Source organism: Paenibacillus sp. J22P165, assembly GCF_059692015.1.
Genome location: NZ_JCAUAP010000001.1, coordinates 320,048 through 334,050 on the forward strand (window position 1 = coordinate 320,048; position 14,003 = coordinate 334,050).

The following is a 14,003-nucleotide window of genomic DNA, read 5'->3' on the forward strand; positions in this document are numbered from 1 at the left end:
TATGGAACGTAAAAAAATTACATGGACTGTTCTGGCTGCTATAGTAGGGCTCGGAACGCTATTGTCAGCATGTGGGAACCAAGAAGAAGTTAAGCAGACAGCTTCGAGCAGCCCTCAATCCGAGGCTAACAAGTTTGCGACCAAAATGAAGATTTCGATGTTTAACCAAGGTACGTTCAATGCTGCCGCTCCGCTACCTCCACGTGAGGAGGATATTCAACGCCAAATGTTGGAAAAGGCGATGAACATTGACTTGGATATGACGATTCCTCAAGCTGGGCAAGCAACAACTAAACTCAATACACTTATTGCAGGTGGAGATATTCCCGATTTGCTCTTCTTGAAGAGTCGTTCCGATCTCGCACAATATTATGATCAAGGTGTTCTTGCAGATTTGACCCCATACTTAGATCAATTTCCTGAATTGAAGAAGCGTTTTGCTAAAGACTCTTGGGAGGCGACATCCTATCTGGGCAAAACGATTGGAGTTCCCGGTTATGATAATGTAAACGGTATCAGTCGTAGCTTCTTCATCCGTAATGATTGGTTAAAAAAGCTAGGCTTGAAAGTGCCGACAACCCCTGACGAATTGTTCGAAGTGATGAAAGCCTTTACGGAGAAAGACCCAGACGGAAATGGCAAGAACGATACGTACGGATTCATAGGCGGTATGAATAAAGAAGGCAATCTGCAAACCTATGGTTTTGATAGCTTGATGTGGATGTTTGGTGTCAATCCTCCCTCCGCCATTGATGTGAAAGATAACAAACCTGTGTACTTATTTATTGATCCTAAAATGAAGGAAGCACTCGCTTACATTAATAAAATGATGACAGCGAAAGTGGTGGACCCAGACTGGGTGACGATGAATACACCTGATCTATTGGACCAGAAGTTATTTAAAGGTAAAGTTGGCTTTATGATTAGAGATGCCCGCAGACTGGAGCCGGATTATCAGCAGAAAATGAAAGAAATCGGCGGAGAGATACCAGAATGGATCGTTATTCCTCCAATGAAAGGGCCTTACGGGGATCAAATCGTAGAGAGAAAATCGTTCCAAGGCAATTCATGGGCCATTTCCAAGAAAGCGGATAAGGAAAAAATCATTCGAATCCTGGCTATGCTGGAATATATGTTTACGGACAAAGAAGCCTATCCGAATTTCGCATACGGAATTAAAGGGATTCATTGGGATGTCGTAGACGGCAAGATCAAAAATAAAACCTCTGAATTATCCAAGGAAGTGAAAGAGAAATACTTATGGGTGGATCATTATAGAATGCCGCGCCGTGGCGATGATGCCGAGTACTTCAGCTTCCAGAATCCGAAGACGGCAGAAGCTTTCACGAACAATCAGCAATATGTAGGTCTTACTTTGCCTGGTAACTTGTTGACGGCAGATCCGAGTGATTCTTTGGCAGCTGACCGCACACGTTTTATTAATGAAAGCTTAGTCAAATTTATGTCTGGCAAAGATCCTCTAACCAACTGGGATAATTTCCTCAAAACATTGGATACCAAGTTCGACATGCAAAAATATAAGGATACAGCCGTGAAACAATTTAAAGAAGCAGGTTTAATCAAGTAAATGAACGAAGAGAGTGGCGATAAATCGCCCCTCTCTTTGTTGTCCTATGCTATGCTGAGTTTACTACAGATGTAAAAGGAAGATGAGCGATGCGAAGAAGAATCAGCTTGCCTATAAAACTATTTATGATCGTGTTCGCGTTTGTCTTAAGCTGCATCATCTTAATAAGTCAATTGTCCTATCGCTATGTCCAAAAGGAAATCAGAACCAACGACATTTATTACACAAATCAAATATTGGATAAAGTTGACCAGTATTTAACGGTTAATTTTTCCTCCTTCCAGACGATCTTGTTCTCAGTCGAAACATCGGTGAAAGCAAACATTTCCAACACAGAAGTGATAAAAAAGCAATTAAGAGAGCTCTATGAGCTTAACAGTAATTATGTAAGTAACATTTATTTGATTAATAGCGATTTATCCATTCTAGGCGGAAGTACGACTACGCGAATTTTTGATGAACCTTTATCGGATAGAAAACCTTTGTTTGATGCGGCTGACAAAAACAAACGAACTACCTTTGTCAGTGATCCTTATATATCGAAGTATTCTGGCTGGACCGTTACAATGGTGCGATATCTGAACGGCACTCCGACTCCTATGGCTATTGCCGTAGATTTGGATCTAAATGCCATTGAAGAAACCTTGTTTAAGATTAATAAAAAAGAACAAATGAATCTGGCCCTGATTACCACATCGGGTAAAATCATTGCTGGATTTTCGGAAAATAGAGGACCTATAAGTATTCAAGACCATACTTTTTCAATTGGTGAAATGTCAGCCGAACAAATTTTGGATACGACGGGAACAAGCCTTCAACTCCATACCAAAGATGGCTTACCCGTCTCCATTCTGAAGAAACCGACGGAGAAATTCAATTGGTTCCTCATCTCGATGAACGATGAATCTCGTCTAGAAGCTGCGTTGTCCAGATTGGAAAACTATTATCTCGGACTTCTAGTTGCAGGCCTGATCTTGAGTTTGTTCATTTCCTTTTTTATCGCCAAGTATATAAGGAATCCGCTCTATGCACTCAAAACAACGATGAAGCGGGTAGAGCAGGGCGATCTGACTACGACAGTTATCATTAAGCGAAATGATGAATTCGGGGATCTTTCCCGCGCATTCGATCGTATGCTGCAGCAAATTATGGAGCTGATTCGGCGAGCAGAGCTTCATAATGAACTGGAACGGAAACTTGAAATTCAAGTGCTGCAATCGCAAATAAACCCTCATTTTCTGTATAACACGTTAGGGTCTATCAGCAATGTCATACGTCTCGGGCAATTAGAGAAAGTAGATGTGGTGATCGGATCTCTCATTTCCTTATTGGAATACGGGATCGCCGACGCTGCAGAGAAGGTTTCACTACGTCAGGAGTTGCGCAATGTCTCGGACTATATCAAGATTCAGAACATCCGTTATAACAGGCACTTCAACTTGATTGAACAAATCGAAGATGAATTAATGGACTTTCCAGTGTTTCGAATGCTGCTGCAGCCCATTGTGGAGAATAGTATCTTTCATGGCTATAACGGAGGGGGAATCGAAGGCTCGATTACGATTCATGCCTACAGGGAGGGCAGCTCCGTCATCATCGAAGTCATTGATCAAGGTGAGGGCATTCCGGCAGATCGCATCGAACATATTTTAAAGGCAGACCCAGGTAATCCGGAAGTAAAGAGGAAAAGAATCGGGTTAAATAACATTCATGGTCGAATAAGACTTCACTACGGGGAGCAGTTTGGGCTCCAAATCATAAGCAAACCTCAGGAATTTACCAGTGTCCGCGCCGTATTCCCGGTAGGCTCGTTTAAAGGAGATGCATGAAAAGTGAGAGACTACACTTGCTTCATTGTCGACGATGAAGATCTAATCATTCAACGACTGGAACTATTTTTTAGCGAGCTTTCCCATAAGGAAAGGCGATTCCATGTTGTGGGCAAAGCGAATAATGGACAGAAGGGGATAGAGGAGATTTTAAAGCTCAAACCGGATATCGTCATCTCTGATATCGTTATGCCCAGAATGGATGGGATAGCCATGATTGAACAGTTAAAGCCGGAGCTGCCGCATACTCAATTTATTCTTTTGACTGCCTATTCGACATTTGAATATGCACAGCGAGCTATTCATGCCAATGTATTGGAGTACATTGTTAAGGTTCCTTTGAATGAAGCAGATTTGGATCGAGCTTTGGGTAAGGCGGCTGGAATATGGGATGAGGTTAGGAAAAAGGAAGAGGAATTTCAATCCTTAAACATATCCGTGCTTGAAAATAAATATAGAGTTCGTAAGCAATTTTTTAACGAACTGATCAGAGGCGAGATACCCGCTCAGCGGGCATCGAATTTTGTAGATAGCATGCAATCCCATGTCTTTCAAGCTAACTTTTGCTGCTTTATTGTAGAAATGAATCTGTATGAAAATTTTCGAAATGAATATTCGGCGGTTGACCAGAACATCTTGAAATATGCGATTACGAATGTCATCGAAGAAACGGTGATGAACTGTGGCAGGGGCGTAGCTACGGATCTATCCGATAATCGTTTTATTGGTTTTCTTTCCTGGGAAAATAATCGAAGTAGCATGGATACGGAAAATGCCTGCCAGGCTTTGGGAAGTCAGATCGTCTCTCATTTGCAGCAGTTTTTGAATCAAAGGGTGTCTGTCGCTTTTGGCGGTCCGCATCGAGGCTGGGAATCCATCAAACAAGCTTATAAGGAAGCGCAAAGTGTGAGTGAGGATTTCTATTATCATGCAGAAAAAGTAGTCAAAACACCCGCGCATCGATTCCATTACCAAAATGACAGAAGAGTAGATTTTCAGCAGAAACTGGCTGATTTTCTGGTATGGGTGCAGAGACAGGTTTCGAAGGAAGAGCTGGAGAAACAATTTGCTGACTTGAACCAATTTGCTACCGAGCATAAAATCCATAGGTCCATCATGGCGCCTATGCTTCGAGACTTGTATAGAGATGTTGTTATGAAATTTAAATCGGGGAACACCTCGACGACGGAAATAGCAGATTTCCCGATCGAATTTATGGCATTTCGGGAGCAGTTAGCTTATATTAGCGACTTTACATTCGAATATGTACACGCTGGTCAACTTTTGCATCGGGCAGAAATCATGAGAGCTATGCGGTTTATAGAGAAAAACTTGAAACAGCGTTTAACCCTGGAGGCTATCGCTGAGGATGTGAACTTAGCGCCATCGTATTTTAGCAGCCTTTTTAAGAAAACAATGAACGAGGGTGTTATCAGCTACATCAACCGTAAAAAAATCCAATTGGCGCTCGAACTGTTAAATGTGCAGGATTATTCGTTATTGGAATTATGCGAGGAAGTAGGCATTGTCAATGAAGGGTATTTTTGCAAACTCTTTAAAGAATATACGGGTGATACGCCTAAGCAATATCGGATAAAAATAACACGGTATGAATCTAAATAAAATATGAGTTTTTCTTGAAATCCTGTAAAAAAAACCAGTTCAAAAAGACTAACATGATAGATGTATCTTATCATGGAGGTTATCAAAATGGAGCTTATTAAAGCGGATGTAACCGTCGTCGGCGGAGGTATTGCGGGGATTTGTGCTGCGATTGCTGCTGCTCGTCAAGGGCTGAAGGTGTCACTTATTAATGATCGGCCAGTTCTTGGGGGGAATGCCAGCAGCGAGGTTAGGGTTCATATCAACGGGTCGGCCTATCTCGGGAAAAGTCCATCCTATTATGCGCGTGAGGGCGGGTTAGTGGAAGAACTCAAGATGAAGATTTTCCACTATAATCCGTTATATAACAAAAAACTTATGCTTTCGCTTTCGGATACGGTCTTGTTGGATATGGTGTATGCTGAGCCTAACATTTCGCTATTTCTGAATACATGCGTGCATGAAACGGGCATGGAGAACGGTAGAATCACATGGGTGGAGGGTATTCAATTAGCTTCGGAAAGGAAATTCCGATTTGAAAGCCGAACCTACATCGATTGCTCTGGCGACGGGGTTGTCGGCTATCAGGCAGGTGCTCACTTCCGATGGGGGAGAGAAGCGAAGTATGAATACGGGGAAGATTTGGCTCCAGAAGTAGCGGATCATTACACCATGGGAGATACGATTCTTTTCCAAGCCCGTGATGTAGAATATTCCGTTCCTTACAAGAGGCCAGGCTTTGCGTATGATATAACGAAGTTGCCTTTTTTTGAAAGTATCCGAAAAGGTTTGAATCATCGAGCTTTCCCTAGGAAGATCAATGGTCTTGGCGGCTTGTGGTGGCTGGAATACGGCGGTCATATGGATGTTATCACCAACAATGAAGACATTGCCCTGGAGCTGCGGAAATTAGTTTATGGGATTTGGGATTATATTAAAAATAGCGGCGAATTTGATGATGTCGACAATCTCATCTTGGATTATGTGTGCCCCATTCCGGGCAAGCGGGAGTCGAGGCGGTTTATTGGGAATCACATGTTGTCTCAAAATGATCTGACCACAAAACCGCATTTTGATGATGCTGTATCCGTGGGTGGATGGTATATGGATTTACATGCGGCTAAGGGCATCTACGATGAGGGACCAGCTACTGCCTGGAATTTTGTGCCTGGCCTGTACAATATCCCGTTTCGCAGTTTATTTTCGCAAAATATTCCTAACCTCATGTTCGCTGGTCGTAATATAAGCGCTACCCATGTTGCTTTTGGATCAACAAGGGTAATGGCAACCTGCGGTTGTATGGGGCAGGCAGTTGGAACAGCCGCTTCGTTATGCTTAAAATATGACGTAGACCCAGCAGACATCGTCGAAGCTCATATGAAGGAGCTGCAGTCGCTGTTGCTTCGTGACGGGCAAACGATTGTAGGGCTTAAAGAGAAATTGGATCCTTACTTCGCTGATGGATTACGCGTAAGTGCCTCATCTCAGCGCAGCTATGAGAATCTTCATCCGACCGAAGCGATTTCCTTGGAGCAAGGGGTATGTTTGGTTCTGCCAATTGAGACATCCGTGGCGGAGAGCGTACGGATCCAAATTAAAAATAGTTCCGAACATTCGGAAATGCTGCATGTGAAGTTGTTTGGCGGGGATCGGAAGGAAAACTATATTCCCACCAACCCGTTGAAAGAATACAGTTTAGCTATTTCAGCTGGACATGACGACTGGATTACGCTGGAATTGGGCTGCGAGAAGCCAGAGGACGACAAAATTTACATCGTATTGGAAGGTACGTCGAGCCTTGCCGTTTACGGCAATGAAGAGAAACTGACTGGAGCGGTCAGCTTCCATTATAGGCCGGAGGAGCCATCCAGATTGAAGAAGTTCAATAAGAGCATCTGCTTCAAGGATCTGCTGCCACACCAGAATATGTACAATCCTGAGAATGTCGTCAACGGTTACTCCAGACCTTATGGTCTGCCGAATGGCTGGATTTCCGAACGTACGGAAGGACAGGAGTGGTTGGAACTCTGTTTTGCAAGCCCTAAAAGTCTGGATGAAATGCATCTCGTTTTCAATTCACAGTTGGATTTGGAGCATTTCGACGATCCGATCGAGCCCCTTATGCAAGATTATGATGTGACCTTGACTTTTGAAGACGGAACCGAGAGGGAAATCAGTATCCGTGGCAATTATCACACGTTGAATAAACATAAGGTGGATGCGAAATGTGTAACCCGAATCCGAATTGATTTCTGCGCAACTTACGGTTCGCCTTATCATGAAGTTTTTGCTGTCAAATTGTTTGCTCCCAAAAATGATAAGTGAGGTCAGGTGAAGTCGTGATGCAGGAATTATTCCCTCGAAGAGGGTTACCTAATGTCATTCAGAAGTTAGAAAACGGGGAAACGGTGACAATTGTCTATTTTGGCGGCAGTAATACTCGTTCTCAGGGATACAGGGTGATGACGGCGGATTGGCTGCGGGGGCAGTATCCCGAGGCGGATATCCGCTGTGTAAATGCAGGAATTGACGGTACTGGATCGGATTTGGGATGTGCCCGTTTGGAGAGGGATGTCCTGCGCCATCAGCCTGATCTTGTGTTTGTTGAATTTGTCGGTAACGATGGCGGAGTGCCAGAGTCGAAGGCGCGGATCGAAGGCATTGTCCGTCAGATCCGCAAGATGAGCCGGTTTACTGATATTCTGTTCGTGTATACGCTCAAGGAGCGGGATGTGGCCGGATTTCAGTCCGGGGAATACCAAAAGGGTGCTATTATGCAAGATGAAGTAGCTGACTACTATGGTATTCCTTCGATTCATTTGGGTGTGGCAGTCAGTCAATTGGTGACGGAGGGCAAGCTTGTTTTCACTTCAAAGGCAGGAGAGTCCTTTCCTGGGGCTATTGTTTTTACGCATGATGCGATCCATCCACTAATCCCTGAAGGGCACCAGATTTACACGGATACGATCACTCGGTCCTTTGAGCGAATCCGTGAACTTGGGGTTAGTTCGGGAGCTGTTGAACATAACCTGCCTCAGGATACTTTGGTCCCAGCCAATCCTTGGGAGTACGCTGCAATGATGCCACTGGAAGGGCATGCCCAATTATCAGCAGGATGGTCTTACGTGACTCCTGATGAATTTGAGCTAGCCCGCAAGTACGATTGGTTGTTTCCCGGCTTGTGGCGAGCGGTCGATCCTGGAGAGGCTATCACGGTGCAGTTCCAAGGCACGCACATCGGGCTGTTCGATATCGGGGGACCGGATTCTGGCCGATTGAAGGTGACGGTGGATGGCGGAGAGCCCTTCCTTGTCGACCGATTCACATCCTACAACGATCACAATCGAAATCAGTTTGTATTCTTGCCAGAGCTTCCGAATGGGAGCCATACGGTTCGTTTTGAAATCGACTCGGAGAAGACAGACAAAGCGGCTGTGTTTGAAGCATCCGGCAATGAGCGAAGCAGGCAGCATGTTCAGGAGCATCCGGATTGGTACAATCAAACGGTGATCCAGCTTGGGAAGTTGTTGTTGGTGCAGCCGCCCGTATAATGGATGAGATTCACATTGCCATGTGGAAGACCTGACGTAGCAAGTATAAGAGGCTGTCCATAAGTAGATTCTTCTACTTGTGGACGGCTTTATTGTTATGTCTGCGATGATGAGATTGCTGGTTACGAGCTGAGCCGGGGAGAATGGAGTAGGAGGAGGGTTTGAGCGTAGAAGTAGAGGTAATGGTGTATCCGCAAATAGGACATCCTCGTTCCCTTTCGAGGGAGGATTTTACTTAAAATCTTATAAGAAATTCTAGAAATCCAAGAAATTTCAGGGTCATGCGAGATGCTATGATACATAAGACGGAGGGTGATTAGCCAGACGAATAGGGCTATTGCTTCTTTGCGACCATGTTAACGAAGGAGGAAATGATATTTTGAAAGCGCAAACAATGTTTGGGGAGGATGTGAGTTATATGATAGTAAAGAAACTGTTCTTAATCGTTTTAATGATGACGATGATAGTGCCAATAAGCTTTTTCGGAATAAAGACCGCTAAGGCGGAGTCCTTACCTTACAAGACAATCATCATCGATGATGGGAGTATTGCGGTTGATGGAGTTGTGACCCCTGATGCAGATAATGTGAATAACGGATACTCAGCCCCAAATTGGACCACAAGTACAGGGGTGAAGGGGTATGATAATTCCAGTTCCAAATACACTAGTACAGCAGGCAGAACCATATCGTGGAATCCACGATTGGCTGCAGGAACGGCGAGAATATCGTTCTATAAGCTCGATTGGGCGGATAAAGCAGATAGCAATGTGAAAATCGAAATCGTTCATAATGGCACGACGGATGTTCAATTTATAGATTTGAGACCTTCATTCGGGGCACCTGTGGGATGGGTTGACCTAGGAGAGTTCTATTTTTCCGGGAATGGTGAAGAAGTCGTTAAATTAACTCGGTCTACCAGCAGCACCAGCACGATACTTACGCGAGCGGACGCGGTCAAGTTCGAAGGGAATATTCAGCAAAAAGAGCCTCATAAGACGATCATTATTGATAATGGAAGCATCACGACAGACGGTGTCGTCACTACCGATGTGGATAACAAGATTAACGGATACTCCGCTCCATATTGGAGCACAAGCACGGGCGTGAAAGGGTACAATAATTCCAGTTCCAACTATACAGATGCTGTGGGAAGAACGATCACATGGAATCCGCGATTGGAAGCAGGAACGGCGAAAATATCATTTTACAAATTGGATTGGGCGGATAAAGCAGATAGTAATGTGAAAATTGAAATTGTGCATAATGGGATTACGGATGTCATGTTCATGGATCTAAGACCTTCATCAGGTCCCTCCGCCGGATGGGTTGATTTGGGGAACTATTATTTCAGTGGTGATGATACGGAGTTTGTCAGGCTGACACGAACGCAACCTACGACCGGAACGATCATTACGCGGGCTGACGCGGTCAAGTTCGAAGGGAACATTCGGCAGCAAGCGCCACCGTTGCCTCCGCTGCGCAGCCGCACTTTGGCGAATCTCAGTTATACGGAGAAAGGCAGCATTGAAAATGCCAACTATAAAGCGACTTTCTATGAAGCCGCTTGGGATGGCGGCAAATCCATCGTTCGTGATCTGTTCTACAAGGACACGGGTACGGGGAATTGGGTGCCAACCAATACTGTGTCGGAAAGACTTGAAGAACAGTGGGTCTTATTGGATGGGAATGCGGGGAGTCGAACCAATTACTACGATACGATGAACAAACGCTGGATTACCTTTGATGGGATCAGTTTCCCTGATAGCCAGACTGCCGTATTAACCGATTCGTTGCATGGCAGCGATTACGATTTACAAGTGAACTGGTCCATGTCAGGGGATAAACCGGATGTTTCTTACAACTTTACACCTCGTCGGAATGGTAATTATGTGATTGGCTATCAATCTTTCACAACGGAGTCAGTCACTGGTGTTAACGAAGTGCTAAATGGCTTTAGGTCGCATGCCAAAATGGTAGGTTCGGTTGAATCAACTAGCTTGAGGGAGTTAAGCGCTCCGATGAGTCTGGTTGAAAAGAATGACGGTGCGGGGAATGCTCTGTCTTATGGCGTATTTGTACCTTCTGAGGAACTTCCAATCGAGTTTGAACCGACAGGAGGCGTCTCCCAACAACGGCTTGGCATGAGTCTTGTCAACAACGAAGGCAGCGTGCAGCCGATCATCTACGCTCCTCAACTAGGGACGTATTCGCAAATGAATGCAGAAAGCACCTATCAATTTCATATGGGGCTAATCGCTCAGAAAGGCAGTCTGTATAAAGCCTACGAGGATATTCTCCGCACGGAATACGATTATTCAGCATACCGGGAAAATGTCGCCGATCAGTCGCTTACTGACGCGATGTTCAATATGATCGATTTGATGAAGATAGAGCCGCAGGGGGACGATTCTGTCAATTATGTCCCGTCGCCAAGCGGGTGGTGGAACCGGGCCAAGGGCTTCATTGATATCGAGAATGAGGATAGTGTGCGAACTACATCGAATGCGGCTCTTCTGGGGGCTTATTATTTGACCGGGGACGACCAGCTTTACGATACAAGGGCATTGCCGTTGATTCAGTACGGGGTATCACGAAATGGTATCGGTTGGTCGCCGACACAGAAGCCCGTATACAGCGTACCTTCGTTATGGAAAATGGCAACCTTGCCGTTCGATGTTTCAAGCGTAGCTGCTGTCAATCAAATGCTGGGCACTTCGGCAGGCATTGAGGCACTGGGGCAGGAAGAGTATCTTGTGCGAGATCCTGATCAGAAAGATCGGGGGCCTGTCATTCAACCCCTTATGATGTATCGGATGACGGGGGATGCGCAGTATTTGCAGGATGCCAAGGATGCAGCCGACAACTATATCGCTCAAAATATCGATATACCTGCAACCACGAATGTGAGTAAAAATGAGTTTATCTATTATTATAGCAAGCTGTGGATGGAGATCTTGGAGCTGTATGAGGAAACGAAAGATCCTAAATACTTGAATGCCGCGTACAAGGAAGCCAAACAGTACGCCACCATGTTCGTTGCTCGCCCGGTTCCTGAAGGCACCGTTACGATTCCACAGCCGGAGACGTATAATTACGCGGAGTCGTTCCATTGGCCAGAAAGTGGGAAGTACGACTATCCTAGAAGCAAGCTTCCTGAAGATGTAGCAGGGGGCGTAGAAGCGGACAGTTGGCTTGTTTCACCCAATGGGTTGACGTTTGAAGCGGGAAGTACAACCGGCTATTACCGGATGAATGCGCAGGAGGCTCCGTTTATGCTGAGGTTGTCGCTCTATACAGGCGATAAACTACTGCAGGATATCGCTCATAATGCGGTCATCGGACGCTATTCCAACTATCCAGGTTATTACTATAAGGGCTTCGCCGTAAGTCAACTGGAGCCGGATTTTCCGCTGGAAGGTCCAAGCGGAGCTACATCCATCTATTATCACCATATGCCGGCGCAGCTCGGGCAAACGATGGATTATTTGATCACGGAACAATCGCTGAAATCGAATGGAAGTATTACATTCCCTTCCGTATTTGAAACGAATTTTTTATGGTTCAAATATCACCTCTATGGGAATAAGCCAGGTCAATTTTACGGCAATTCCAACGTGTGGCTCTGGATGCCCAAGGGGATTATTGAGACCAACCATCCACAATTGAACTGGATAACGGGAGAAAGCGGTAATAAATTCTACATCAGCTTAAGTAACGAATCGACATCTGAGGTACAGACTCCGATCGAATTGAATGCGCAATTGATCGGCTTCAACCCAGCACAAAATTATAACGTAACCATCATCCGTGATAACGGCACACCAGAACAAACTGTTATGAGTGGTGGAGTCATTCAGGCAACAGTTTCGGGCAATGGAATAACCGCTATCATTGTGGAGGGGCTCGACATTGATGTGCCGCTGCACCAAGTTAGTACGGCCGATACATCGGATGCAAGCTATTTCTTCGATGTGCACAGTCCAATCGATGCTGTTAAAGGCATGCTCATCGTCAAGCCAGACGAAACGTCCTACGATGCTTACGTGGAGGCAAAAACGACAAAGCCTGCTACAATCCACTACTCTTTAGATGGTGGGGTCACGTACACGACCGTTCCAGATACGATTTATCCGATGGAATGGTCGATACGGGTAAATGATTTATCAAAGACTTTCACCTATTATGTGGAATCTGACGGCAAACAGACCCGCAAGCGATCGCTATATCTGCCTGATCATGTAGCGGTAACGCCAGTACAACCGGAATGGCAGGATGCCTCATTTATCATTGTAGATAATACCGAAGCGGAGACAGAAGGCGTCTGGATTCGAGATACAACGGCTAATGACTACTACTACGATAACTATGTGTATGCCAAATCAACTACGGGCACAGCAACAAGCACAATGAAATGGCGGCCGGAGTTGCCGGAAAGTGTCACTTATAGCGTGTACTACAAACTGCCGCAAATCACTGCTACAAGCGAAAATTGGGCAACAAATGCTTCTTTTACCGTTTATTATAGCGGGGGCTCCGAGACAGTTACCGTTGATCAGACAACGGCCAATGGGACGTGGGTGTTCCTAGGAGCGTATCCTTTTGCAGCAGGGGATAGTGGGTATGTTGAATTAACGAATAAGGCTAACAAGTCCAGGGTAGTTGCCGATGCCATGATGTGGGTGGACCCGAATCGGACGCTGCAATTGGAGTCGGTGGTCATCCAATCGGATAGGGACGAACTGCAAATGACGCAAGCAGCTCAACTGAGTGTAACCGGCTATTTGGACAACGGATTGATCGGTGATTTGACACAGGCAAACGTGCAGTATTTCGTTGATAGAACCGATCTGGCTGCAGTGGACAGTAACGGTTTAGTGACCCTTCAAAACCTAGATGGCGTAACGGATCACATCGAAGTGTGGGCAACAGTAACGATGGACGGAGTGACGTTAACTACACCGCATTTGACCATAGCGATTAGGGATCTGACGGTTATCGTCGACAGCACGAATACGGCTGGATTATATACGACGGAAGGGTCTTGGAGCCAAAGTAATTTAGCCGGCTACAAAATTGGTGTGAAGTCCCGTTACTCTACCGTTCAAGGATCGTCGGCGACATGGAAAGCTCAGTTTCCAGAGGGGAGATATACGGTTTCTATCTACAAGCTCGTCCATACAACGGCCAACGATAATCATGTCAAAGTCGAAGTGAAGCATCAGTCGGTGACCGAGGTCACGTATCTCGATGCGACCGTCGGTTCGTCGGGTTGGGTTAATCTCGGTACGTTCGACTTTACCGGAGACGGCAGCGAGTATGTTCGTTTAACTAGGGAGACTGCAACTACCGTAGATCCGCCAACCCTTCCTGCTGATATGATTTATACGAGGGCTGATGCCGTTAAGTTCGAACGTCAATCCTTCAGCTCAGC

The 14,003-nt window shown here is 45.4% G+C and carries 5 protein-coding genes and 1 pseudogene; all 6 read left to right on the forward strand.

Going from position 1 to position 14,003, the window contains the following annotated elements; all coding sequences use genetic code 11:
• The first annotated feature begins 1 nt into the window (after position 1).
• Positions 2 to 1,588, forward strand: coding sequence for an extracellular solute-binding protein (locus AC58QM_RS01405; protein WP_497280748.1), 1,587 nt, complete (start codon positions 2 to 4; stop codon positions 1,586 to 1,588).
• 89 nt (positions 1,589 to 1,677) lie between these two features.
• On the forward strand, positions 1,678 to 3,417 hold the full coding sequence (locus tag AC58QM_RS01410; RefSeq protein WP_497280749.1) for a sensor histidine kinase: 1,740 nt from the start codon (positions 1,678 to 1,680) through the stop codon (positions 3,415 to 3,417).
• 3 nt (positions 3,418 to 3,420) lie between these two features.
• On the forward strand, positions 3,421 to 5,040 hold the full coding sequence (locus AC58QM_RS01415; protein ID WP_497280751.1) for a response regulator transcription factor: 1,620 nt from the start codon (positions 3,421 to 3,423) through the stop codon (positions 5,038 to 5,040).
• A gap of 87 nt (positions 5,041 to 5,127) precedes the next feature.
• On the forward strand, positions 5,128 to 7,344 hold the full coding sequence (locus AC58QM_RS01420) for an FAD-dependent oxidoreductase (protein ID WP_497280753.1): 2,217 nt from the start codon (positions 5,128 to 5,130) through the stop codon (positions 7,342 to 7,344).
• A 17-nt stretch (positions 7,345 to 7,361) separates the two neighbouring features.
• Entirely contained in the window at positions 7,362 to 8,570 is a 1,209-nt protein-coding gene (locus AC58QM_RS01425; protein WP_497280755.1) for an SGNH/GDSL hydrolase family protein, read from the forward strand.
• 460 nt (positions 8,571 to 9,030) lie between these two features.
• Positions 9,031 to 13,908, forward strand: a pseudogene (locus AC58QM_RS01430) (golvesin C-terminal-like domain-containing protein); the annotation flags it as partial.
• Between the last annotated feature and the right edge of the window lie 95 nt (positions 13,909 to 14,003).